This is a genomic window from Rhizobium sp. BK313 (genome assembly GCF_014193655.1).
Lineage (GTDB): Bacteria > Pseudomonadota > Alphaproteobacteria > Rhizobiales > Rhizobiaceae > Rhizobium.
In genome coordinates this window covers 1,536,773-1,558,892 of record NZ_JACHZQ010000001.1, presented here as the reverse complement: position 1 = coordinate 1,558,892, position 22,120 = coordinate 1,536,773, and the positions used below count along the sequence as shown (strand labels likewise).

24 protein-coding genes and 1 tRNA gene are annotated in these 22,120 nt (G+C 58.4%); 18 read left to right on the top strand and 7 right to left on the bottom strand.

The features are described from left to right. Nucleotides 1-7 precede the first annotated feature (7 nt). Nucleotides 8-520: a DUF934 domain-containing protein gene (locus FHT86_RS07375; RefSeq protein WP_133706204.1), complete on the top strand. Its 513-nt coding sequence runs from the start codon at nt 8-10 to the stop codon at nt 518-520. Between the two features lie 237 nt (nt 521-757). Continuing rightward, nucleotides 758-1,570 (top strand): ferredoxin--NADP reductase, encoded by an 813-nt coding sequence (locus FHT86_RS07370; RefSeq protein WP_133706203.1) that lies wholly within the window; start codon nt 758-760, stop codon nt 1,568-1,570. 118 nt (nt 1,571-1,688) lie between these two features. Here the strand turns inward: FHT86_RS07370 and FHT86_RS07365 are convergent, their stop codons facing one another. Continuing rightward, on the bottom strand, nt 1,689-2,303 hold the full coding sequence (locus tag FHT86_RS07365; RefSeq protein WP_133706202.1) for a GntR family transcriptional regulator: 615 nt from the start codon (nt 2,301-2,303) through the stop codon (nt 1,689-1,691). A 106-nt stretch (nt 2,304-2,409) separates the two neighbouring features. Here FHT86_RS07365 and FHT86_RS07360 point away from each other — a divergent pair, with 106 nt between their 5' ends. After that, complete coding sequence (locus FHT86_RS07360; RefSeq protein WP_133706201.1) at nt 2,410-2,604, top strand: hypothetical protein; 195 nt, start codon at nt 2,410-2,412, stop codon at nt 2,602-2,604. Nucleotides 2,605-2,668: 64 nt separating this feature from the next. On the opposite strand, the gene FHT86_RS07355 is transcribed toward FHT86_RS07360, so the two are convergent. The 4 genes from FHT86_RS07355 to FHT86_RS07340 all read right to left on the bottom strand — a co-directional run bounded on the left by FHT86_RS07355 (nt 2,669) and on the right by FHT86_RS07340 (nt 4,030). Then, nucleotides 2,669-2,875 (bottom strand): hypothetical protein, encoded by a 207-nt coding sequence (locus FHT86_RS07355; protein ID WP_133706200.1) that lies wholly within the window; start codon nt 2,873-2,875, stop codon nt 2,669-2,671. Nucleotides 2,876-3,046: 171 nt separating this feature from the next. Further along, entirely contained in the window at nt 3,047-3,304 is a 258-nt protein-coding gene (locus tag FHT86_RS07350) for a GlsB/YeaQ/YmgE family stress response membrane protein (protein ID WP_133706199.1), read from the bottom strand. A gap of 134 nt (nt 3,305-3,438) precedes the next feature. Continuing rightward, the gene (locus tag FHT86_RS07345) at nt 3,439-3,645 is read right to left on the bottom strand and encodes a hypothetical protein (protein ID WP_133706198.1); all 207 of its coding nucleotides are present in this window, start codon (nt 3,643-3,645) and stop codon (nt 3,439-3,441) included. Between the two features lie 91 nt (nt 3,646-3,736). After that, the gene (locus tag FHT86_RS07340; RefSeq protein WP_133706197.1) at nt 3,737-4,030 is read right to left on the bottom strand and encodes a hypothetical protein; all 294 of its coding nucleotides are present in this window, start codon (nt 4,028-4,030) and stop codon (nt 3,737-3,739) included. 93 nt (nt 4,031-4,123) lie between these two features. On the opposite strand from FHT86_RS07340, the gene FHT86_RS07335 reads away from it, so the two are divergent. Further along, nucleotides 4,124-4,199: transfer RNA gene (locus FHT86_RS07335), tRNA-Lys, on the top strand. 91 nt (nt 4,200-4,290) lie between these two features. Here FHT86_RS07335 and FHT86_RS07330 read toward each other — a convergent pair. Continuing rightward, nucleotides 4,291-4,524, bottom strand: a complete 234-nt coding sequence (locus FHT86_RS07330) for a helix-turn-helix domain-containing protein (RefSeq protein ID WP_133706196.1) — start codon at nt 4,522-4,524, stop codon at nt 4,291-4,293. A gap of 927 nt (nt 4,525-5,451) precedes the next feature. On the opposite strand from FHT86_RS07330, the gene FHT86_RS07325 reads away from it, so the two are divergent. Together FHT86_RS07325 and FHT86_RS07320 are read left to right on the top strand one after the other, a co-directional pair. Next, nucleotides 5,452-6,204: a cytochrome c biogenesis CcdA family protein gene (locus FHT86_RS07325; protein ID WP_133706195.1), complete on the top strand. Its 753-nt coding sequence runs from the start codon at nt 5,452-5,454 to the stop codon at nt 6,202-6,204. Nucleotides 6,205-6,249: 45 nt separating this feature from the next. Further along, on the top strand, nt 6,250-7,212 hold the full coding sequence (locus tag FHT86_RS07320) for an AEC family transporter (RefSeq protein ID WP_133706194.1): 963 nt from the start codon (nt 6,250-6,252) through the stop codon (nt 7,210-7,212). Here FHT86_RS07320 and FHT86_RS07315 read toward each other — a convergent pair. Continuing rightward, nucleotides 7,189-8,391 (bottom strand): UbiH/UbiF family hydroxylase, encoded by a 1,203-nt coding sequence (locus tag FHT86_RS07315; RefSeq protein WP_133706193.1) that lies wholly within the window; start codon nt 8,389-8,391, stop codon nt 7,189-7,191. The two genes, FHT86_RS07320 and FHT86_RS07315, sit on opposite strands and share 24 nt — an antisense overlap. 214 nt (nt 8,392-8,605) lie before the next feature. On the opposite strand from FHT86_RS07315, the gene pcsA reads away from it, so the two are divergent. The 12 genes from pcsA (at nt 8,606) to glmU (ending at nt 22,042) form a co-directional block, all read left to right on the top strand. Next, the gene (gene pcsA, locus FHT86_RS07310) at nt 8,606-9,331 is read left to right on the top strand and encodes a phosphatidylcholine synthase (RefSeq protein ID WP_133706192.1); all 726 of its coding nucleotides are present in this window, start codon (nt 8,606-8,608) and stop codon (nt 9,329-9,331) included. A 12-nt stretch (nt 9,332-9,343) separates the two neighbouring features. Continuing rightward, nucleotides 9,344-10,324, top strand: a complete 981-nt coding sequence (locus tag FHT86_RS07305; RefSeq protein ID WP_133706191.1) for a quinone oxidoreductase family protein — start codon at nt 9,344-9,346, stop codon at nt 10,322-10,324. A 40-nt stretch (nt 10,325-10,364) separates the two neighbouring features. Then, nucleotides 10,365-11,939, top strand: coding sequence for an ABC transporter ATP-binding protein (locus FHT86_RS07300; protein ID WP_133706190.1), 1,575 nt, complete (start codon nt 10,365-10,367; stop codon nt 11,937-11,939). Next, nucleotides 11,929-13,014, top strand: a complete 1,086-nt coding sequence (locus tag FHT86_RS07295) for an ABC transporter permease (protein ID WP_133706189.1) — start codon at nt 11,929-11,931, stop codon at nt 13,012-13,014. Before FHT86_RS07300 ends, FHT86_RS07295 begins: the two co-directional genes overlap by 11 nt. After that, nucleotides 13,011-13,931: an ABC transporter permease gene (locus FHT86_RS07290; RefSeq protein WP_133706188.1), complete on the top strand. Its 921-nt coding sequence runs from the start codon at nt 13,011-13,013 to the stop codon at nt 13,929-13,931. The genes FHT86_RS07295 and FHT86_RS07290 overlap by 4 nt, the downstream gene beginning before the upstream one ends. 56 nt (nt 13,932-13,987) lie before the next feature. Beyond that, complete coding sequence (locus FHT86_RS07285) at nt 13,988-15,064, top strand: BMP family ABC transporter substrate-binding protein (protein ID WP_133706187.1); 1,077 nt, start codon at nt 13,988-13,990, stop codon at nt 15,062-15,064. A 144-nt stretch (nt 15,065-15,208) separates the two neighbouring features. Then, entirely contained in the window at nt 15,209-16,171 is a 963-nt protein-coding gene (gene ytfQ / locus FHT86_RS07280; RefSeq protein ID WP_133706186.1) for a galactofuranose ABC transporter, galactofuranose-binding protein YtfQ, read from the top strand. Nucleotides 16,172-16,301: 130 nt separating this feature from the next. After that, nucleotides 16,302-17,825: a galactofuranose ABC transporter, ATP-binding protein YtfR gene (ytfR, locus tag FHT86_RS07275; protein ID WP_133706185.1), complete on the top strand. Its 1,524-nt coding sequence runs from the start codon at nt 16,302-16,304 to the stop codon at nt 17,823-17,825. Continuing rightward, nucleotides 17,822-18,850, top strand: a complete 1,029-nt coding sequence (locus FHT86_RS07270; RefSeq protein WP_133706184.1) for an ABC transporter permease — start codon at nt 17,822-17,824, stop codon at nt 18,848-18,850. Before ytfR ends, FHT86_RS07270 begins: the two co-directional genes overlap by 4 nt. Next, nucleotides 18,847-19,815 carry a galactofuranose ABC transporter, permease protein YjfF gene (gene yjfF, locus FHT86_RS07265; RefSeq protein ID WP_133706183.1) on the top strand — a complete coding sequence of 323 codons (969 nt, stop codon included), beginning with the start codon at nt 18,847-18,849 and terminating at the stop codon, nt 19,813-19,815. Before FHT86_RS07270 ends, yjfF begins: the two co-directional genes overlap by 4 nt. A gap of 16 nt (nt 19,816-19,831) precedes the next feature. Further along, entirely contained in the window at nt 19,832-20,578 is a 747-nt protein-coding gene (locus FHT86_RS07260; RefSeq protein ID WP_133706182.1) for a FadR/GntR family transcriptional regulator, read from the top strand. Between the two features lie 102 nt (nt 20,579-20,680). After that, nucleotides 20,681-22,042: a bifunctional UDP-N-acetylglucosamine diphosphorylase/glucosamine-1-phosphate N-acetyltransferase GlmU gene (gene glmU, locus FHT86_RS07255; RefSeq protein ID WP_133706181.1), complete on the top strand. Its 1,362-nt coding sequence runs from the start codon at nt 20,681-20,683 to the stop codon at nt 22,040-22,042. Nucleotides 22,043-22,120: the final 78 nt, after the last annotated feature.

The following is a 22,120-nucleotide window of genomic DNA, read 5'->3' as shown; positions in this document are numbered from 1 at the left end:
GATGACCATGACGAAGATTTGGCGGGAAACCGGTTTTGTCGCAAACGATCCCTGGATTATCGAAACCGATGAGGTCAAGGCGACCGAAGAGCAGAAGCCGTTGCTCGGCCTCGACGCGCTGATCGCCAAGGCTGAGGAAAGCAACGATGTCGGCCTCGGCGTGGTGATCAAGCCGGCCGATGATGTGACCCGGCTGGAGCCCTACCTCTATCGCCTGGAGATCGTGGCGGTGGCGTTCCCGGCTTTCAACGACGGCCGCGCCTTCAGCCATGCGTCGCTGCTGCGCCAACGCCTCGGTTATACCAACGAACTGCGTGCGGTCGGCGATGTGCTGATCGACCAGATTCCATTGATGCTGCGCGTCGGCATCGACAGCTTCGCGGTCACCAACGAGACGGCGCTGAAGCGGCTTTCAGAACACCGCTTGCCGGGTATCCCGCATCACTATCAGCCGACTGCCCGGCATGCCGAGGGTGGCCAGGCTTATAGTTGGCGCCGTCAGGCGACCAAAACGGCCTGATTCGGCTTTTGCTCCGAGAGTTGCGGCAATGCGAGATACATCGGATTGCCGTATTCTGGTGATCTATATATGTAGCTCGCATGATTACGTGAATCTTGACAGGAACACGCATATTTTATGCCAGCGTCGCCGGATGGAATAGAATGCCTTTAAATCCGGGCTATACTATAATATCAGCCTCGCGAGATGCAGCTTGCCAAGAATGACGTGTACGACGAATACGGGATCCGATACCGAATGAACGCCCCCGCCAAGACCGAAGAATTTGTTTCCGCAGTACCCGCCGGCGTTTTCGCCGAGAAGGTGCTGAGCGTGACGCACTACACCGACCGGCTCTTTCGTTTCACGATGACCCGGCCGCAGGGCTTCCGTTTCCGCTCGGGCGAATTTGCGATGATCGGTCTCATGGTCGATGGCAAGCCGCTTTACCGCGCCTATTCGATCGCGAGCCCCGCCTGGGCGGACGAGCTGGAATTCTTCTCGATCAAGGTGCCGGATGGTCCGCTGACCTCGCATCTGCAGAACATCAAGCCGGGTGACGAAGTTCTGATGCGCAAGAAGCCGACGGGTACGCTCGTGCTTGACGCACTGACACCAGGCAGGCGGCTTTATATGTTCTCGACCGGCACCGGCATCGCGCCTTTCGCCAGCCTGATCCGCGATCCCGAGACCTATGAAAAGTTCGAGGAAGTGATCCTCACGCATACGACCCGCGATGTAGCGGAGCTGAAATACGGTTTCGATCTCGTCGAGGAAATCCGCAACGATGAAATCCTGAGCGAAGTCGTTGGCGACAAGCTGCGTCACTACGCGACCGTCACTCGCGAAGAGTTTCCTTTCAAAGGACGGATCACCGATCTCATCGAAAACGGCAAACTCTTCGCCGATCTGGGCGTTCCCCCGCTGGATCCCGCTATCGACCGCGGCATGATCTGCGGCTCCTCGGCCATGTTGAAGGACACCAAGGACCTGCTTGAGAAGGCAGGACTCAATGAAGGCGCCAATAGCAAGCCTGCCGAGTTCGTAATCGAACGCGCTTTCGTCGGCTAAAGCAATGCCAGGAAAAAAAGATAGAGCGGTTCAGCGTTTTTGTGAAAAGCTGAACCGCTCTAAGAATTTCTAACTATTGGAATAGGGAAGGGCGGCCTCGGTAACGAGGCTGCCTTTTTTATTTGTCGCTGAGATAATCGATCAGCGTCGCCATTGCATTGCTGGCGTCTTCGGCATTGCCCTGATGGATGGCCTTGATGACACGGACGTGCAGTGCGATCGACCGGTCCATGCCGTCAGGCGTCGCGGTCGAATACCAGAGCCTGCGCGAATGGGTCTGCACCGGTCCGAGTGCGGCCGTGATGAAGCCGTTTGGGCAGGCATCCTCGAGAATTTCATCGAATGTCTTGTCGGCGGCGAAGAAGCCGGAAAGATCGCCTGTGACGGCGCAATCGGTCATCAGCCTGGCGCAGTCGAGCAGTTGTTCCCGCTGTTCCTGAGTGGCGTGGCTGGCGACCAGCGATGCCGCGATCGGCTCGAGCTCGCGCCTGACCTGCATGACATGCATATGGTCATCGGGCCGAATTTCCGCGATCTGTAATCCGACACGGGGCCGCACATGGATCAGCCCTTGCCACGCCAGCTTCTGGATCGCCTCGCGCACCGGCGTGCGCCCATGACCCGCCAACTCGATCAACTGCTTCTCCGTTACCAGCGCGCCGGGTTTCAGCGCCAGCGTAACGATCCGATGCTCGAGGGCGAGATAGGCGAGGTGGCTTTGCGAATTCTGCATTCCCGTCTGATTCCGATCGGTTCTGATATATCACATACTGGCACGTCGTTTCCGAGATGGCAAGTTGCTGTGATATATCAGATCGGGAGCCTCACATGGCGATTTGGTGCGGGCCAACCGTGTCGACCAACGGCGCCATCTGCCGCAGGTTCCGCCTGCTGCTCAACCCCGGTGTCTCGATCTTCCTGGTGCAGAACACCTTGCTAAGGCGGCGCTACCGCTGTCGGACGAAACCCGCAGCAAGGTCGTTGCCGTCATCGCAACGGCACTGGTAAACCGTCCGAAACTGCCGGAGCTTTGATCTTGGTGCAGGCGGACAGACAAAGGCCGGGCGAGAGCCCGGCTCAGATTGTTTAGCTATTCGATCAATAGCCGATTGCGGAGGAAAAGCTCGGCGGTTTCCGTTTTGCAGCCATCAGCAAATCCAGTTCCGTCGAAGATGGGCCGAACTTGTCGTACAGCCGCTTGGCCTCCTCGTCGTCGAGGCGATATTTCCGCGCAAATTCGGCGATGCTGTAGGGGCGACCGCGGATCACCTTCCGGCCCGGCGTCTGATTGGCGCTTTCCGTCATGCTTCAAACCTCCTCTTTCCGTTCTACCAAGGAAGCTAGGGCTGTAGGCCAGGTTGAAAAGGGTTGTAACGGCCGCGATGTCACACAAATGCAATAAAAGGGAAGGCGAGTGTTCCGTCTTCCCTTTGACAATTCCCTCTCCCGATAGGCTTTTGCCCGCGTGGCGCGCGTCTATCGTCTGATCAGTCGGCCGACGAAAATAAGGATACAAGCACCGACAAAGCCGGTGATGAGGTAATTCACCCATGCATTGAAAGGCAATGCGACACCCAGAACCCTCAGGAGCCAGCTAGCAACAATTGCCCCGACAATGCCGAGGATGATGTTCATGATCAGGCCCATGTTGCTTTCCATGAGCTTCTCAGCGAGCCAGCCGGCAACGCCGCCAATGATGATTGCTGCGATCCAACCAACGTTTGCGTCTTCCATAAAGAACCTCCTGAGGAATCGGCGGGTTGTTAACAATCAACGATACTACACCAAAAGCGATTCGCGCCCCAAACAATTGCGCGTAGCTCGCGATCAGGGTTGCTCGTTGCAATCGTGACTATTGACGGAAAATGTTACGGTTGTTCCGGTGCACCAAGGCAAGCTCTAAGATCGGCGAGCTGTTTTCTCAGATCCTCGGTAATTTCATCGGTCGTATCGATGAACCGATTGTTTTCGACGGCGTGCACGCGGATACGGCCTTGTTTCAGACATCGCAAATGGAAACGCAGAAATTGTTCCTGTGCCTTGCACCATTTATAAAGCTCGGATTTCTGCTTCATGGCGCCCCCTCAACCCCAGTGCCGAACCCAACGTGATACCGAACAGATGTCCTAAGAATGCAGCGAAAAGTTTCGAGAATGCCGTATTCGTTCAAATCATCGTATCAAAACCGTGGTAACATTCCAAACTCACGATCGCCGAGTCATTCATTTGAATAAGAAAGGCGTAGTTGGCACTCAAAAAATGTGCGGCAATCTCCCAAAAAGGCAAGAATAATCCATAAGCTAGTCTTAATATTGAGGACTTGCGCGGCGTCTTGTCATCAAAACGACCAATCCTTGTTTTTGCAACGAAAGACTCGGGGTCTCTTTCGCCGATCTTCCCGATTCGGTCGTCGAGACAGGCGGGGTTCACTACTTCGACATGCGGAAAAGCATTTTGCATCGCTGTAACGATGATTTTATGGGTTGACCGCAATAGGGCGTCTGCATATGTTCCGCGCACTTCCAGCCGGGGTGCAAATCACCCGCGGACGGGGAGAGCGTAGCTCAGCCGGTAGAGCAACTGACTTTTAATCAGTAGGTCATGGGTTCGAATCCCATCGCTCTCACCAAAAACTCAATAAAATCAAATTTCGGTGCCGGCATTGGTAGGGCAACCGGTTCATTGCGCCCGAGATCATAGCCCGGTTCAAGACGGGCCTACTACACGGCGGATGCTCGTTCCACATAACGCATGATTCTGGTCACGGTCGATCGACTGACGCCCGCCTCACGGGCGATACAATCCATCGACTTTCCTTCGGCTTTCAGCCGCAACACGTTCTCGGATTTGTGTCTCGTCGCGTCGGCCGACGAATCGTGTGTCTGAATCATGCCAAGGGGGCTGCCATTTTCGATCCCTGAGGTTTCGAAATGCTCTGTATCAATAGGCACCATAACACGCTCCTGCAGTCATTGGACGGCTAGAAACAATGGTGCCCATGTTGAGCCAGGTAAATTCAGATATTAGTAGTATCTGAAAAAGGCCCTAATTGGTGAGCCGCTTCCGCCATCCGTATACGCTGCTGCACAGTGCGAAAGCTCAGTCCGAATGTTCCTGGAGACCGTCGGACCGGTCAGTTCCCCGCGGCCCGATGCGGCTTCTCCTTCTTGCATCGGCGGTGAAAACGCGTCGCCCGCCAATGGTACTCCCATCGGGATCTGTTTTTTTCAAACGCCACTATTGAGCATGTGGCGTATGAGTTATATTCGGTGCGTCTCGCGGCACAGTTTGCGGGGCGTGGTTTTGTGCAATTGGGGATTGCGGATAGCGTAGACGACCGACATTGGGGGTAGGGGTCAAACGAGTTTTTAAGGAACTACCCAATGATAGGACGACATAGATTGAGCTGGCTGGCAATGATGACCATTGCGGCGCTCGCAACAGCTGCTCAGGCGGCCCCTCCTGCCGGTAAGCCCGACACCAGCAATCCCGCTTCCAGCTTCCAATATAGGCGTGCGGACCTCGGAAGCGGATACGCAACCGTCAATATATTGAAGATGCCGGACCGGTCCTCATACGCCATTACCTGTAATTGTGACGATCATAGCCTTCAGGATATGGTTTGCCCGACTCCTGCATACGCCTGCTCATGCGAGCCGAGCGCTTATTTGGTGTGTCAGTAACAGAAAAGTGCTGACGGCCCGCATTCATCGGCCGCCTCTCTGAAAAGGCGAAGGGACCCGCCTCGGCGGGTTTCTTTTGTACTTTTTCATCCGATGACCAATGAATTCGCATCGGCCGCGCCACCCGCGAAAAGGTGATTGGCCTTCCGGCAGCCGCGACGCTAGTAAGACGGCTGAATGACATAGCCGGAGTCTATCGTGTCGCTTGCCGATATCTCGCTTCTGAGCGCCCTGATCGCCGGAGCGCTTTCGTTTCTTTCGCCCTGCGTATTGCCGCTGGTGCCGCCTTATCTCTGCTACATGGCCGGTATTTCCGTCGAGCAATTCCGTGGTGGCGGAGCGGCTGTCGCAGCAGGACCAAGCGTTCGCGGCAACGTGCTGTTTTCGGCGCTGTTCTTCACGCTCGGCTTCGCGACCGTGTTTATAGCCCTCGGCGCAGGCGCGTCCTCGATCGGCATTCTGCTGCGCCAGCATCTCGATATCCTTGCCAAGATCGGCGGCCTGATCATCGTTATCATGGGCCTGAATTTCCTTGGTGTTTTCCGGCTTGGCATTCTGGCTCGCGAGGCACGTTTTCAAGGTGGCGGCAAGCCGGCGACGCTGACGGGCGCCTATATCATGGGACTCGCCTTCGCATTCGGCTGGACACCCTGCATCGGCCCTGTGCTCGGAGCGATCCTCGGCGTTGCGGCTTCGCGCGAGACGGTCGGCGCCGGCGCCGGACTGCTCGCCATCTATTCGCTCGGCCTTGCCATACCGTTCTGGATCGCTGCCGGTTTTTCCGGCGCCTTCATGAGCTTTCTTGTCCGCTTTCGCCGCCATCTCGGCACTGTCGAAAAGGTCATGGGCGGGCTGCTCGTGCTGACCGGCCTGGCGTTCATATTCGGCTATGTCAGCGATATGGCGATCTGGTTCCAACAGACCTTTCCAATCCTGATGCAAATCGGCTAAGCACGCTCCGTCTCCCTTTCCAATCATCCAAAATGGATATGCCCAATGGCTGACATCGTCGGTCTGTTGCTGCCGTTCTTCGGCCTGATCGTGATCGGTTACATCGCCGCGCGTGTCACAAAACAGTCGGCCGAGGCGCTTGGCTGGCTCAATACTTTCATCATCTATGCCGCGCTGCCGGCTCTGTTCTTCAAGCTCGTCTCTAAAACGCCGATCGAGCAGTTGACGCGCGCAGGTTTCGTCGTCACCGACATTGCCGCGACCTATCTGATCTTTCTGTTGTTGTTCCTGATTGGACGATTCCTACGCCGCAATTCGCTGGCCGACAGTACGATCCAGCCCTTTGCCGGTGCTTACGGCAATATCGGCTATATGGGTCCCGGTCTGGCTCTGTTGGCGCTCGGCGAGAAGGCGGCCGTTCCCGTCGCCCTGATCGTCTGCTTTGAAAATGCCCTACATTTCATCGTCGCGCCGGCGCTGATGGCGATTGAGGGCGGCGACAAGCGTTCGCCGTGGCGGCTTGCTGCCGACATCGCCAAGAAGGTGCTGTTGCATCCCTTCATTTTGTCGACAGCTCTCGGTTTTGCCGCCGCCGCCCTTTCGGTCGACCAACCAATCGCCTTCCAGCGCTTTGTCGATTACCTCGCCCAGGCCGCCGCACCCTGCGCGTTGTTCGCCATGGGCGTGACATTGGCGCTGCGGCCGCTGAAGCGCATCCCGGCCGAGATTGGCTATATCGTGCCGGTCAAGCTCGTTTTGCATCCGCTGGTCGTCTATGTCGTGCTGCAAGCGGTCGGTGGCTTCGATCCGATCTGGATCGAATCGGCGGTGCTGCTCGCAGCCCTCCCAACGGCGACGAATGTATTCGTCATCGGCCAACAATATGGCGTCTGGCAGGAGCGGGCTTCCGCCACGATCCTGATCACCACGGCCTGTTCTGTAGTGACGGTATCGCTGGTGCTTTACCTGATCAAATCCGGTGCCTTACCGGCGCAGCTTTTCCCTTAGCATCGAGGGAAAGCCGCGCAAGCCGCCGCCCGGCTCGATGCCTTCGCGCATAACGATATTGCGCAATGGCGGAATGGCCGAAAGGACGTGCAGGCCCGCGGCTCGCAGCATCTGGACGGGCAGGAAATCTGAAAGCAGAGAGCGGTTGAGCAGATCGACGCTGGCTGTGCGGCTGATGATGTCGACGCGGCGGCGGCGGTCGAAACTGTCGCCGGCGGATGCTGAAATCGGCTGGCCGGTGGGGCTTGCCAGAATTTCGACGAGCGTCAGGATATCGCGCAGACTGAGGTTCAGCCCCTGTGCGCCGATCGGCGGGAAAACATGCGCGGCTTCGCCGATCAGCGCAGCGCGGCCCTTGCCGAAGCGATAGGCGGTCATGCCGGAGAGCGGCCAGACCTGGACATTGTCCTCGACCGTGACCTTGCCGAGCATCGACTGCATGCGGTCCTCGATCAGGCGGCCGAGGTCTTCCAACGATTTTTCGGCATTGGCGGCGGCTTCCGCCGGCTTTTGCACCCAGACGAGGCTGGAGCGGTTGCCGGGCAGGGGGACCTGGGTGAACGGCCCGCTTTCGGTATGGAATTCCGTCGAAATGTTCTGATGCGGCAGTGAATGCGCAAAATTCAGTACCATGGCCGATTGCGGATAAGACCAGGTCTTGACCTTGATCCCGACCGTTTCCCGCACCATTGAATTGCGCCCGTCCGCACCGACGACAAAAGCCGCTTCCACCGTATCGCCGTCTTCGAGGGTGATGGCGATGCCATCGTCGCGGACGGCGACCTCGGAGGCCATCGTCTCGATGAGCGTAATGTTGCCCTCCGTCTTTACGGCCTCGCTGAGGGTGCTGAGCAACGAAGCGTTGGGGATGTTGTAGCCGAAGGCGTCGAGCCCGATTTCCGAGGCCCGAAAGGCGACGGTCGGCGCACGCAGCAGTCGTGTCGTGCCATCGATGATCTGCATTGTCGTCAATGCGGCGGTCGAAGGCACAATCTGGTCCCAAAGCGCCAGCCGCTCCAGGAAGCGAATCGATTGGTCCATCAGCGCCGTCGTCCGCCGGTCGGCTTTGTTATGCGGCGTAGCTACGAGGGCAACAGCTCGCCCGCCGCGCGCCAAGGCGATCGCCGCGATCATGCCCGCCAGACCGCCGCCGATGACGGCCACTTCAACCTGCTTCATATCGATGCCTCATTGTCATTAGTTCTGAAAATAAACGCTTAGCCTGTTGAAATCCATGGGATGAAACATCGCAACGGGTGAAAATGACAGGAACTCACGCTAGCCTGTGGCGGCACAGGCGTTTTTGCGCTGGCAGTGCTGTGCAAAGGGTGCATATTAACAAGAAAAAATCGCCTGCCGGGGCAGGTAGATAAGCAGGCGAGTAACGGGGCGCATGAAAATCTTCAATTACAAGCGGGTGCCTTATGCGGAGATTCGTGCCTTCTCCGTGCATATATTGACGGCATCCGGCTCTTTTCTTGCCTTTCTCGGCGTTGTTGCGGCCGCGGAACATCGCTTTGTCGATATGTTCTGGTGGCTTGGCCTGGCATTGCTTGTCGATGGCATCGATGGGCCGATTGCCCGCAAAGTTAGCGTCAAGGAGGTGTTGCCGAATTGGTCCGGCGACACGCTCGACAACATCATCGACTATGTGACCTATGTGCTGCTGCCGGCCTTCGCCCTTTATGAAAGCGGCATGATCGGCCAGCCTTGGTCCTTCGTCGCCGCCGGGATGATCGTCGTCTCCAGCGCTATCTACTATGCCGATACGGGCATGAAGACGGAGGAATATTTTTTCTCCGGTTTCCCGGTCGTCTGGAACATGGTGATCTTTACGCTCTTCGTCATCGGTGCCAGCGCGACGACCGCTATGGTTCTCGTCGGCGTTTCGGTGGTTTTGACCTTCCTGCCGATCAATTTTCTGCATCCCGTGCGGGTCAAGCGGCTGCGGCCACTTAATCTCGGCATATTCCTGTTTTGGTCCGCCCTCGGCATGTATTCGTTGCTGATGCATTTCGTCATGCCGCAATGGGCCGTTGTCTTGTTTATCGTCAGCGGCATCTATCTCTATTGCATCGGTGCAGTGCTGCAGTTTTTCCCGTCCCTCGGGCGTCAATAGGGTTTGTAAGCCATGATGAAGACCCACGCTATTCGCATCCATCAAAACGGTGGTCCGGAAGTTATGAAGCTGGAGGAGGTCGATCTGCCTTCGCCAGGTGCCGGCGAGGTGCAGATTCGCCATGCCGCGATCGGATTGAATTTCGTCGACATCTACTTCCGCTCGGGTCTCTATAAGGCGCCTTATTTCCCACTGCCGCTCGGCAAGGAGGCGGCCGGCACGATATCAGCCGTTGGACCTGATGTGAGCGATTTTGCAGTCGGCGATCGTGTTGCCTATGTCGGTGGTGATGGCGCCTATAGCGTCGAGCGCAACATCGAAACGCGTTATGTCGTCAAGGTTCCGGATGATATCGAGCTTGAGACCGCGGCGTCGATGATGCTGAAGGGGATGACGGCTGAATATCTCCTCAACCGCACATTCAAGGTCGGGCCAGAAACCGTGCTGTTGTTTCATGCTGCTGCCGGCGGCGTCGGATTGATCGCCGGTCAATGGGCTAAGGCTCTTGGCGCCACGGTGATCGGAACGGCCGGCTCGCCCGACAAGGCGCAACTGGCGTTGGCACATGGCTATGATCATGTCATCGATTACAGCAGTGATAGCTTCGTCGACCGTGTCCGTGAGATTACCGGCGGCAAGGGTGTCGATGTTGTCTATGACTCGATCGGCCGTGACACTTTTCCGCAGTCTCTCGATTGTCTGAAGCCGCGCGGCATGTGGGTGACCTTCGGTCAATCCTCTGGCCCGATTGAAAATTTTAACCTTGCGATCCTCAATCAGAAGGGTTCACTTTTTGCAACACGGCCAAGCCTTTTCGCCTATATCGCGACTCCTGAGGAGCTGAGAGCCAGCGCAAAAGCATTATTTGCTGTTGTGCAAAGCAGCGAAGTGCGTATCAATATCAACCAGACTTATCCGTTGAGCGATGCGGGGCGCGCGCACACGGATCTGGAAACAAGAAAAACGAGTGGAACTACGCTGCTGATCCCATAGATCCAAAAAGGCAGGACGGTGGGAAAGAAATGAGGGGAACGTGTCGTCATCCGATGTACCGGCAACCGGTGCGTTATTGTCGGTCCGCAAACTGACGAAGCTGTTCGGTAGCTTTGCTGCCTGCAACGGAATTGATCTGGAAATCCGACCGGGCGAGATTCACGCTCTGCTCGGCGAAAACGGCGCAGGCAAATCCACACTCGTGAAGATGCTGTTCGGCGTTTTGGAGCCGACCGAGGGCGAGATCGCCTGGCAAGGCCAACCCGTTTCGATCGGCTCGCCAAGCGACGCGCGCAAGCTCGGCATCGGCATGGTGTTTCAGCATTTCTCGTTGTTCGAGGCACTGACGGTTGCCGAAAATATCGCCCTTTCCCTCGATGACAGCATCCCGATCGGCAAGATCGCCGAGGAGGCAGCGAGCCTATCACGGGCCTATGGCTTGCCACTCGATCCCTATGCACATGTCGCCGACCTTTCCGTCGGCGAGCGCCAGCGCATCGAAATCGTCCGGGCGCTCCTGCAGAATCCGAAGCTGATCATTCTCGACGAGCCGACCTCGGTGCTGACGCCGCAGGAAGCCGACCGCATGTTCGAAACGCTGTTTCAGCTGCGGGACGAGGGCCGCTCGGTTCTCTATATCAGCCATCGCCTGGAGGAGGTGCAACGCATCTGCTCCCGCGCCACCGTGCTGCGCCATGGCAGGGTGACCGGTGCGTGTGATCCACGGCAGGAAACGACCGGCTCGCTCGCACGCATGATGGTCGGCAGCGATGTTGCGAGCGTGAAGCATGAAGGCCTTGGGAAACCGGGTGATATTCAGCTCGAGATCGCCGGCCTTTCCGTGCCTGCGCGCACGCCTTTTGCCATGTCGCTGAAGGACGTTTCGCTGCGCGTTCGCGCCGGTGAAATTCTGGCGATTGCCGGAGTTGCCGGCAATGGGCAGGGGGAGCTGTTCGACGTCGTTTCCGGTGAACATACCGTGGCCTCCGACGATTTGATCCTGGTGCGCGGTAAGGCGGTCGGCACCAAGGGCATCAATGCACGTCGCCTGCTCGGTGCTGGCTTCGTACCTGAGGAACGGCATGGCCATGCCGCCGTTACCAGCCTCAAGCTCTCCGACAATCTCGTGCTGGCGCGCAGCCAGTCCGACCACAAGGCATTCCTCGGCGGCGGCTTCCTGAACGTCATCAAGTATGGTGCCGTGAAGCAGGCGGCCAAGCGCATCTCGGAAGCCATGGATGTGCGCAAGAGCGGCGATGATCCGGCGGCCGGATCACTGTCGGGCGGCAATCTGCAGAAATTCATCGTCGGACGCGAACTCGACCGGCAGCCGGCCGTTCTCGTCGTCAACCAGCCGACCTGGGGTGTGGATGCCGGCGCGGCGAGCCGCATCCGCCAGGCGCTCGTCGATCTTGCCAGCAACGGATCAGCCGTGCTGGTCATCAGTCAGGATCTCGACGAGATATTCGAAGTGGCCACCGATATAGCCGTGATCTCGGAGGGGCGGCTGTCGCCTTCCTTCCCCGCAAGCGAGCTGACGCGCGAGAAGATCGGCCTGCTGATGGGCGGCCTGCATGAATCCAAGACCCATTCGGAGCCTGCGCATGCGCATTGAACTCGAGAGGCGCCCGCAGGTTTCGAAATTGTTCGGCTTCCTGTCGCCGCTGCTTGCCCTGGTGCTGGCGCTGATCGCCGGCACAATCATGTTCGCCGTGCTCGGCAAGGATCCTGTGGAGGCGCTGGACGCTTTCTTCGTTGAGCCTCTATTGGAAGTCTGGTCTCTGCACGAACTGGCGATCAAGGCAGGACCGCTGATCCTGATCGCAGTCGGCCTGTGCGTCTGCTACCGCTCCAACAACTGGAACATCGGTGCGGAAGGCCAGTTCACCATCGGCGCGGTCACCGGTTCCTTCATCCCGATCGTCTTCACCGATTGGCATTCGCCGATGGTCTTGCCCCTGATGCTGATCGCCGGCGCCCTCGGTGGCGCCCTCTATGCCGCCATCCCGGCGCTGTTGAAGGCGCATTTCAACACCAATGAGATCCTGACGAGCCTCATGCTCGTCTATATCGCGCAGCTCTTCCTGGATTGGCTGTCACGCGGGCCGTGGCGTGATCCGGAAGGCCACAATTTCCCGCAGAGCATCGATTTTCCGCCGGAGGCGACGCTGCCGGCGATCTGGGAGGATTCCGGCCGTGCGCATTGGGGGATCGTCTTTGCCATCGTCGCGGCGTTCCTTGCCTGGTTCATGATGAAATACACGCTGAAGGGCTTTGAGGTAACCGTGCTCGGCCAATCGGAACGGGCAGGGCGCTTCGCCGGCTTCTCTTCCAGGAAAATGGTCTGGTTCGGCTTCCTCTTCTCCGGCGCGCTCGCAGGTCTTGCCGGCATTTCCGAGGTCTCCGGATCGATCGGCCATCTGCAGCCGGCGATCTCGCCGGGCTACGGGTTTACTGCCATCATCGTTGCTTTCCTGGCGCGTCTCAATCCGCTCGGCGCGATCCTCTCCGGCTTCGTGCTGGCGCTTACCTATCTCGGCGGCGAGGCAGCGCAATTGTCGCCTGGAATCTCCGCCAAGGCCGCGAGCGTCTTCCAGGGGTTACTGCTGTTCTTCGTGCTCTCTTGCGATACGTTGATCTATTACAAAATCCGGCTGATTTGGTCACGAGTTCGGGGAGGTGCGGCATGAGTGTATTTGAAGCAATCCTCCTGACGATCATCACGGCCTCGACGCCGCTCGTCATCGCCGGTCTTGGCGAACTGGTGGTGGAACGCTCGGGCGTTCTCAATCTGGGCGTCGAAGGCATGATGATCATGGGTGCGGTCGCCGCTTTTGTCGGCGCGCAGATCAGTGGATCACCCTATGTGGGCCTCATCACCGGTATTGTCGCTGGCGCGCTATTTTCGCTGCTTTTCGGGTTCCTGACACTAACGCTGGTGACCAACCAGGTCGCGACGGGTCTGGCGCTCACTATCCTCGGCCTTGGCCTCTCCGGCATGATCGGCGAAGGCTATGTCAGCGTACCTGGCGTGCAGCTTCGCGAAATCGTCTTCCCGCTGCTGTCAGACATTCCGCTCGTCGGGCGGGTGCTCTTCAAGCAGGACCTGACCTTCTATCTTTCGATCGCGTTGCTCATCGGCGTCAATTGGTTCCTCTTCCGTAGCCGCGCAGGCCTGAAGCTGCGCGCCGTCGGCGACAGTCACAATTCGGCACATGCCCTGGGCATCGACGTCGTCCGCACGCGCTATCTCGCTGTCATGTTCGGTGGCGCCTGCGCCGGGCTCGCCGGCGCGCAGCTGTCGCTGGTCTACACGCCGCAATGGGTCGAGAACATGTCGGCCGGCCGCGGCTGGGTGACATTGGCACTCGTCGTCTTCGCGTCCTGGCGGCCGATGCGCGTCATGGCCGGCGGCTATCTCTTCGGCGCGGTGACGATTCTGCAGTTTCATGCGCAGGGCTTCGGGGTCGGCATTCCCGCACAATTTCTGTCGATGCTACCCTATGCATCGACTATTGTGGTTCTAGTCATCATTTCTCAAAATCGCCGCGCGACCTTGATCAACACGCCAGCGTCGCTTGGCAAGGCCTTCGTTCCGGAACGCTAAGGGCAACAACAACCGGACGGATTTTTGCAACTTACGTCAAACCAACAGGGGTAACCATGAGGAAACTAGCACTCGCACTCGCCACCACGGCTGCTGCCATTGTCGGCTTCGGCGCCGCGGCCGAAGCGGCGCCGACCAAGGTCTGCTTTGTCTATGTCGGCTCGCATGCGGACGGCGGTTATTCGCAGGCGCACGATCTCGGCCGTCAGCAGATCCAGAAGGAGTTCGGCAACAAGATCGATACGCCGTATCTCGAAAACGTTCCGGAAGGCCCGGACGCCGAGCGCGCCATCGAGCGCCTTGCGCGCTCCGGCTGCTCGCTGATCTTCTCCACTTCGTTCGGCTTCATGGATGCGACCGTCAAGGTCGCCGCGAAGTTCCCTAAGGTGAAGTTCGAGCATGCGACCGGCTTCAAGAGCGGCCCGAACCTGGCCACCTACAATTCGCGCTTCTACGAAGGCCGCTACATCCTGGGTCAGATCGCCGCCAAGATGTCGAAGAACCACGGCGCCGCCTATATCGCCTCCTTCCCGATCCCGGAAGTGGTCATGGGCATCAACTCCTTCGAGCAGGGCGCACGCTCGGTCGATCCGAGCTTCAAGCTCAAGGTCATCTGGGTCAACACCTGGTTCGACCCAGGCAAGGAAGCCGACGCTGCCAAGGCCATGGTCGACCAAGGCGTCGACATTCTGACTCAGCATACCGACACCACCGCGCCGATGCAGGTGGCCGAGGAGCGCGGCATCCACGCCTTCGGCCAGGCTTCCGACATGATCGCGTCCGGTCCGCATGCGCAGTTGACCGCCGTCGTCGACACTTGGGGTAACTACTACTCCAAACGCGTCCATGCGCTGCTCGACGGTACGTGGAAGTCCGAACAAAACTGGGACGGCCTGAAGGACGGCATCCTGAAGATGGCGCCGTACACCAACATGCCCGACGACGTGAAGAAGATGGCCGAAGAGACCGAAGCCAAGATCAAGTCCGGCGAGATCGCGCCCTTCACCGGCCCGATCAACAAGCAGGATGGCACGCCCTGGCTGAAGGCCGGCGAAAAGGCCGACGATGCCACCTTGCTGGGCATGAATTTCTACATCGAAGGCGTCGACGACAAGCTTCCTTCGTCAAAGTAAGCCTGTCTAAAATCGCGAGAGTTGAAAAGGGGCGCCCAAGGCGCCCTTTTTTGTTGCAGTGCATCACAGAATGTCGATTTACAAAAGTATTACTATATGATTTTTTCCCATTGGCCGTAGGAGACGGCCAATTGGGAGGACATCATGAAATTGAAGACTGCACTGGTGAGTGCCACGATTCTTGCTGCTTGCATGTTTACGTCTGCATCGGCAAAGGACTTGGTCGTTGGCTTTTCGCAAATCGGTTCGGAATCCGGCTGGCGTGCGGCGGAAACGACGGTTACCAAGCAGCAAGCTGAGAAACGCGGCATCGATCTGAAATTCGCCGATGCCCAACAGAAGCAGGAAAATCAGATCAAGGCGATTCGCTCCTTCATCGCACAGGGTGTCGACGCGATTCTGCTGGCGCCCGTCGTGGAAACGGGATGGGATTCCGTTCTGAAGGAAGCCAAGGAAGCCAAGATCCCCGTCATCCTGCTTGATCGTACGATCAACGCACCGAAGGACCTTTATCTGACGGCCGTCACCTCCGACCAGATTCACGAAGGCAAGGTTGCCGGCGACTGGCTTGTGAAGACTGTTGGCGACAAGAAGTGCAACATCGTCGAGCTTCAGGGGACCACCGGTTCCTCTCCGGCGATTGCCCGCAAGAAGGGCTTTGAAGAAGCCATCAAGGGCCATGACAATCTGAAGATCGTGCGCAGCCAGACGGGCGACTTCACCCGCGCCAAGGGCAAGGAAGTCATGGAGAGCTTCCTGAAGGCCGAAAACGGCGGCAAGGATATCTGCGCGCTCTATGCTCACAACGACGACATGGCCGTCGGCGCCATCCAGGCGATCAAGGAAGCAGGTCTGAAGCCGGGCAAGGATATCCTGACCGTATCCATCGATTCGGTTCCGGATCTCTTCAAGGCCATGGCAGCCGGCGAAGCAAACGCAACGGTGGAATTGACGCCGAACATGGCCGGCCCGGCCTTCGATGCCCTCGACGCCTATCTGAAGACCAAGAAGGAGCCGCCGAAGTGGATCCAGACCGAGTCCAAGCTGTACACACAGGCTGACAACCCGGAGAAGGTCTACGAAGAGAAGAAGAACCAGGGCTACTGATGTAAAACAGCAAACCGCATCGGCCGGCAAACGGCCGATGCGGAGCTTTCGACGCGGACCTGCCGACACGCCCAGTGAGAGCGGCATGTTCCGCGCTTTTGCATGCTCAATCCAAGGAAATTCTTGCTCTATGGCTCACGATGTCGAGCGCCTTCTGACAGCTACTGGTTTCTGCAAATATTTTCCCGGTTCCACCGCCCTTGATCATGTCGATTTCACATTGCGGCGGGGCGAGGTCCATGCGCTTCTCGGCGAAAACGGTGCAGGAAAATCGACGCTGATCAAGTGCATGACCGGCGCCTATCGCCGCGATGCGGGCAGCCTCGTTCTCGATGGTGCCGAGATCGATCCCCATGACACCCTCGCGGCCCAGAAACTGGGCATCGGAACGGTCTATCAGGAGGTGAACCTCCTTGCCAATTTGAGCGTCGCTGAAAACCTGTTTCTCGGCCGTCAGCCGAGACGCTTCGGCATGATTAGCAGCCGCGTGATGAACAAGATGGCGAACGACCTGTTGTCGCAATACGGCATAGACATCGATGTCAGCCGTCAGCTCGACCGTTTCTCCGTCGCAATCCAGCAGGTGATCGCAATCGCGCGTGCCGTCGATCTCTCCGGCAAGGTCCTGATCCTTGACGAGCCGACGGCCAGCCTCGACACGCAAGAAGTCGCCATGCTTTTCGGTATTATCCGGAATCTGAAGCAGCGCGGGCTAGGCATTGTTTTCATTACGCACTTTCTCGAGCAGGTCTATCAAATCTGCGATCGCATAACCGTTCTTCGCAACGGTCGCCTTGTCGGCACGCGCGATGCGGAGGGCCTTTCGCGGCAAACCCTGATCGCCATGATGCTTGGCCGCGAACTTGCGCAGGTCGAGGCGACCGCGAAACAGGCAGTCAGCGAAAGCGGACCGGTGAAGTATCGCTTCACCAATTTCGGTAAGCGCGGCAAGATCAAACCCTTCGACCTGGAGGTTCGTGTCGGCGAAGTAGTCGGAGTTGCCGGACTGTTGGGCTCCGGGCGCACGGAAACCGCGGAGGTGCTTTTCGGCGTCGAGCGCGCCGACAGCGGTGAGGCAAGAATCGAGGATAGGACGGTGACCCTTTCGGGGCCGCGCGCCGCCATCAAGAACGGCTTTGGCTTTTGCCCGGAAGACCGAAAGACGGACGGCATCATCGGTGATCTCTCCATCCGCGAAAACATAGTCATGGCACTCCAAGCTCGCCGCGGCTGGGCGCGCCCGTTGCCGCGCGGCGAGCAGAACGCGATCGCCGACCGCTATATCAAAGCGCTGGATATTCGCACCACCGACCGCGAAAAGCCAATAAGGCTGCTGTCCGGCGGCAATCAGCAAAAGGCCATTCTGGCACGTTGGCTGGCGACCAATCCCAATTTCCTGATACTCGACGAGCCGACGCGCGGCATCGATGTCGGTGCACACGCCGAAATCATCCGCCTGATTGAAGATCTGTGCCGGCAGGGAATGTCGCTGGTTGTGATTTCCTCCGAACTGGAGGAGCTCGTTGCGTATAGTTCCCGCGTCATCGTTCTGCGCGACCGCGAGCATATTGCGGAACTGACAGGCGAGAAGATTTCCGCCAGCCATATCGTCGACTCCATAGCGACGGGCGAGAGCAAGCGGGAGGACGCATGACTTCGCAGATCAAGGCTCTGCTGTTTCGACTGGCCCCGCAGCTTATTGCGCTGGCTGCCATTCTTCTTTTGAATTTCATCATGTTCCCGCAATTCTTTCATCTGGAAATGCAGAATGGCAGATTGTATGGCAGCATCATCGATGTTCTCAATCGCGGTGCGCCGGTAGCACTTCTGTCCATCGGCATGACACTGGTCATCGCCACCAAGGGCATCGATCTCTCGGTCGGCGCGGTGATTGCAATTTGCGGCGCCGTTGCGGCGTCAGCGATCGTCTCCGGGCATTCGCTCGCCTATACGCTGATATTGACCATCGGCGTCGGACTCGCATGCGGGTTGTGGAATGGGTTCCTGGTCGCGGTTCTCGACATTCAGCCAATCATCGCCACACTGGTGTTGATGGTCGCGGGCCGCGGCATCGCCCAGTTGATTACCGAAGGCGTGATCATGACCTTCAATGATGACGGCCTTATCTTCCTGGGAAGTGGGTCCTTCGCCTATCTGCCGATGCCTGTCGTCATCTGGCTGCTGGTGGCAGTGGCGGTCATTCTTCTGGTGAGGCGCACGGCACTGGGCATGCTCGTCGAGGCGATCGGCATCAACAGGCGGGCCAGCACGCTGTCGGGCATCCAGACGCCGGTGCTGCTGATCGCCGTCTATGCGCTGAGCGGCCTTTGCGCCTCGATCGCGGGCATCATCGTTTCCGCCGATATCAAGGGCGCCGACGCGAACAATGCCGGTCTCTGGCTCGAACTTGACGCGATCTTGGCCGTCGTCGTCGGCGGCAATTCTCTTCTTGGCGGTCGCTTCAGCATTGTCGGCTCGCTGATCGGCGCGATGATCATCCAATCGGTCAATACCGGCATCCTGTTGTCCGGCTTTCCGCCGGAATTCAATCTGGTGATCAAGGCAGTCATCGTCATCATCATTCTGGTCATCCAGTCTCCGGCTCTCCAATCCATCACGGCGTTTTTCTGGCGTCGACGTGCCGGGGCGCAGATGGTCCACGAGGAGCGGGCAAAATGAATTCGAAATATCTCCCGCTGCTTGCGACGATCGTCATTTTCCTCCTCGCCTATACGGGCTGTGTGCTGCAGTTTCCGACCATGTTGTCGACGCGGGTTGTGGGCAACCTGCTGACGGATAATGCTTTTCTCGGAATCGCTGCGGTCGGAATGACCTTCGTTATCCTCTCCGGCGGTATTGATCTGTCGATCGGTTCGGTCATCGCCTTTACAGGCGTCTTCCTGGCGATAATTCTTCGGGATACGTCGATCCACCCGTTGCTCGCCTTCGTGCTTGTCCTGGCGATCACAACGATCTTCGGCGCAGGCATGGGTGCCATCATCCATTATCTCAGCATGCCACCCTTCATCGTCACCCTGGCGGGCATGTTTCTTGCGCGCGGCATCGCTTTCGTCCTGTCGATCGACAGCATCCCCATCGAGCATGATTTCTATTCGCAATTGAGCGATCTGTATCTGTTGCTGCCGGGCGGCGGCCGGCTGACGCTGATCGGCGGCATCATGCTGATCGTCTTTGCCGGCGGCATCGTACTTGCGCATCGCACCCGCTTCGGAGCCAACGTCTATGCGCTGGGCGGCGGCGTCCAGACGGCTCAGTTGATGGGCGTTCCGGTCGGCCGGACGACGATCCAGATCTACGCGCTGTCCGGCTTTCTTGCCGGTCTATCCGGAATCGTTTTTTCGCTCTATACATCGGCTGGATATTCGCTGGCTACGGTTGGCGTCGAGCTTGACGCCATTGCCGCAGTGGTCATAGGCGGAACATTGCTGACGGGGGGAGCAGGGTTCGTTGGAGGAACTCTCATCGGAATTCTCATACAGGGCTTGATCCAGACTTATATCACCTTTGATGGAACGCTCTCCAGTTGGTGGACTAAGATATTGATCGGGCTACTGCTCTTTGCGTTTATTCTGATGCAGAAGGGCCTTCTGCTGCTTTCCCGCTTCAATCGACGTTACGCCTAAGGGAAGGACAGAGTGTTTGCGCAGCAGATTGCTTGAAACCAGGAAAACCGAAGGAAAATCACGAACGAGCCATGCTCAGGTCGTGGATGATCTTGGAAAAGCAATCGTGTCGGGTGCCTTTCCCATCGGTAGCATTCTCCCCGGCGACAGCGATCTTCTGCAGCGGTTCAAGGTGTCGCGAACGGTTCTGCGCGAGAGCATGAAGACCCTGGCGGCAAAAGGCCTGGTCGTTCCGCGCGCGCGGGTCGGAACACGCGTTACCGAAAAGATCCATTGGAACATGTTCGACAGCGCGGTGTTGACCTGGCACTTCGAAAGCGGCGTCAACGAGGAGTTCCTTCTCCATCTCTATGACATTCGGCTGGCCTTCGAGCCGTTTGCCGCCAGTCTCGTGGCGGAGCGTGCCAGCAGCGAGGAGATCGAGTTGTTGCGACGGCTTGCGATGTCCATGGCCGCGCCGGAACATACTTCGGACAGTCTCGCCTTCGCCGACCTTCACTTTCATCTGGCGATCACGGAGGCCTCCCACAATCCCTTCATGCGCTCGCTTGGCGGCCTGATCGAAGCAGCCCTCGTCGGCATGTTCCGTATGAGTGCGCCTCCCTCTAGCAACGGCTTCAGCAATATTGCCGATACGCATATGGCCATTGTGGACGCCATTGCTGCCCACGACGGACTGGCTGCGCACAAGGCGATGGAATTCGTTATTTTCGACGGTCGCCAGCATGTCCAGGAAGCTTTCGCGGCGCTCGCAGACGCTTGATGCCTACCTCTAATTTCGCCGTAGTTCACCGCTCAACTAGTTGCTATGAGAAGACGACGCCTGTTCATGGGCCTCGTCGGACCGTATCTTTCGGAGCTTGAAATGGAACGCACCTGCCTCGCCATCATCCTCGCCGCCGGCGACAGCACCCGTATGAAGTCGTCTATCTCCAAGGTCCTGCATCCGATCGCCGGTCGTCCGATGATAGCGCATGTGATGGAAGCGATCGCCAAGGCTGATATTTCCGCTGCCGCACTCGTCGTCGGCCGCGATGCGGAGGAGGTGACTGCCGCAGCCGGCATCGGCGGCGTCAAGGTAGAGGCCTATCTGCAGAAGGAGCGTCTCGGCACCGGCCATGCGGTGCTCGCCGCCCGTGAGGCGATCGCCGAAGGTTATGACGACATCCTGGTGGCATACGGTGATGTGCCGCTGCTCACGGATGCGCCGCTTCGCGCTGCGCGCGAAGGGCTCGCCGCGGGCAATGACATCGTCGTCATCGGCTTTCATACGGAAAACCCCAACGCTTACGGCCGGCTGCTCGTCAAGGATGGCGAACTGATCGCCATTCGCGAGGCGAAGGATGCGACCGATGCCGAGCTTGCGGTGACTTGGTGCAATAGCGGCCTGATGGCGATCAACGGCCGCAAGGCGCTGGAGCTGCTCGACCGCATCGGCAACAACAATGCCAAGCGCGAATATTATCTCACCGATCTCGTAGAGATCGCCCGCTCGCTCGGCGGCCGCGCCGTCGCGGTCGACGCGCCTGAAGTGGAGATGACCGGCTGCAACAACCGCGCCGAACTCGCCGTTATCGAGCGGCTCTGGCAGGAGCGGCGACGTCATGAATTGATGCTTTCGGGCGTTACCATGATCGCGCCGGAAACAGTGTTTCTTGCCTACGATACGTTGATCGGCCAGGACTCGCTGATTGAACCGAACGTCGTTTTCGGTCCCGGTACCGTCATCGACCGCGGCGCGGTCATCCACGCCTTCTCGCATATCGAAGGCGCGCATGTCAGCGCCGGCGCGACGGTCGGCCCGTTCGCGCGGTTGCGCCCGGGCGCAGACCTTGCTGGTGGTTCGAAGGTCGGCAATTTCTGCGAGGTGAAGAACGGCAAAATCGGTGAGGGCGCGAAGGTCAACCATCTGACCTATATCGGCGACGCGACGGTCGGGGCCGGCAGCAATATCGGTGCGGGCACGATTACGTGCAACTATGATGGGGTCAACAAGCATGAGACTCACATCGGCGTAAACAGCTTCATCGGCTCGAACTCGTCGCTCGTTGCGCCCGTGCGCATCGGCGACAACGCCTATGTCGCCTCGGGTAGTGTCATCACCGAGGACGTCCCCGCCGAAGCGCTTGCCTTCGGCCGCGCCCGCCAGGAGGTGAAGCCTGGCCGTGCCAAGGTCATTCGAGAGCGGGCTCTTGCCATAAAGGCGGCGAAGAAGGGCAGCCACTAAGCCTAAAGTCCAGCCTATGGCTCCTTAAATCGGAATCGATTTGAGGATGCGATTATGCGCTACTTTAGAGTGCCGATG

Bases quoted from the DNA above. Each gene is read 5' to 3' on its own strand.
- FHT86_RS07375 (WP_133706204.1), top strand. From the start codon at position 8: ATGACGAAGATTTGGCGGGAAACCGGTTTTGTCGCAAACGATCCCTGG.
- FHT86_RS07370 (WP_133706203.1), top strand. From the start codon at position 758: ATGAACGCCCCCGCCAAGACCGAAGAATTTGTTTCCGCAGTACCCGCC.
- FHT86_RS07365 (WP_133706202.1), bottom strand. From the start codon at position 2,303: ATGCAGAATTCGCAAAGCCACCTCGCCTATCTCGCCCTCGAGCATCGG.
- FHT86_RS07355 (WP_133706200.1), bottom strand. From the start codon at position 2,875: ATGACGGAAAGCGCCAATCAGACGCCGGGCCGGAAGGTGATCCGCGGT.
- FHT86_RS07350 (WP_133706199.1), bottom strand. From the start codon at position 3,304: ATGGAAGACGCAAACGTTGGTTGGATCGCAGCAATCATCATTGGCGGC.
- FHT86_RS07345 (WP_133706198.1), bottom strand. From the start codon at position 3,645: ATGAAGCAGAAATCCGAGCTTTATAAATGGTGCAAGGCACAGGAACAA.
- FHT86_RS07340 (WP_133706197.1), bottom strand. From the start codon at position 4,030: ATGCAAAATGCTTTTCCGCATGTCGAAGTAGTGAACCCCGCCTGTCTC.
- FHT86_RS07330 (WP_133706196.1), bottom strand. From the start codon at position 4,524: ATGGTGCCTATTGATACAGAGCATTTCGAAACCTCAGGGATCGAAAAT.
- FHT86_RS07320 (WP_133706194.1), top strand. From the start codon at position 6,250: ATGGCTGACATCGTCGGTCTGTTGCTGCCGTTCTTCGGCCTGATCGTG.
- FHT86_RS07315 (WP_133706193.1), bottom strand. From the start codon at position 8,391: ATGAAGCAGGTTGAAGTGGCCGTCATCGGCGGCGGTCTGGCGGGCATG.
- pcsA (WP_133706192.1), top strand. From the start codon at position 8,606: ATGAAAATCTTCAATTACAAGCGGGTGCCTTATGCGGAGATTCGTGCC.
- FHT86_RS07305 (WP_133706191.1), top strand. From the start codon at position 9,344: ATGATGAAGACCCACGCTATTCGCATCCATCAAAACGGTGGTCCGGAA.
- FHT86_RS07295 (WP_133706189.1), top strand. From the start codon at position 11,929: ATGCGCATTGAACTCGAGAGGCGCCCGCAGGTTTCGAAATTGTTCGGC.
- FHT86_RS07290 (WP_133706188.1), top strand. From the start codon at position 13,011: ATGAGTGTATTTGAAGCAATCCTCCTGACGATCATCACGGCCTCGACG.
- FHT86_RS07285 (WP_133706187.1), top strand. From the start codon at position 13,988: ATGAGGAAACTAGCACTCGCACTCGCCACCACGGCTGCTGCCATTGTC.
- ytfQ (WP_133706186.1), top strand. From the start codon at position 15,209: ATGAAATTGAAGACTGCACTGGTGAGTGCCACGATTCTTGCTGCTTGC.
- ytfR (WP_133706185.1), top strand. From the start codon at position 16,302: ATGGCTCACGATGTCGAGCGCCTTCTGACAGCTACTGGTTTCTGCAAA.
- FHT86_RS07270 (WP_133706184.1), top strand. From the start codon at position 17,822: ATGACTTCGCAGATCAAGGCTCTGCTGTTTCGACTGGCCCCGCAGCTT.
- yjfF (WP_133706183.1), top strand. From the start codon at position 18,847: ATGAATTCGAAATATCTCCCGCTGCTTGCGACGATCGTCATTTTCCTC.
- glmU (WP_133706181.1), top strand. From the start codon at position 20,681: ATGGAACGCACCTGCCTCGCCATCATCCTCGCCGCCGGCGACAGCACC.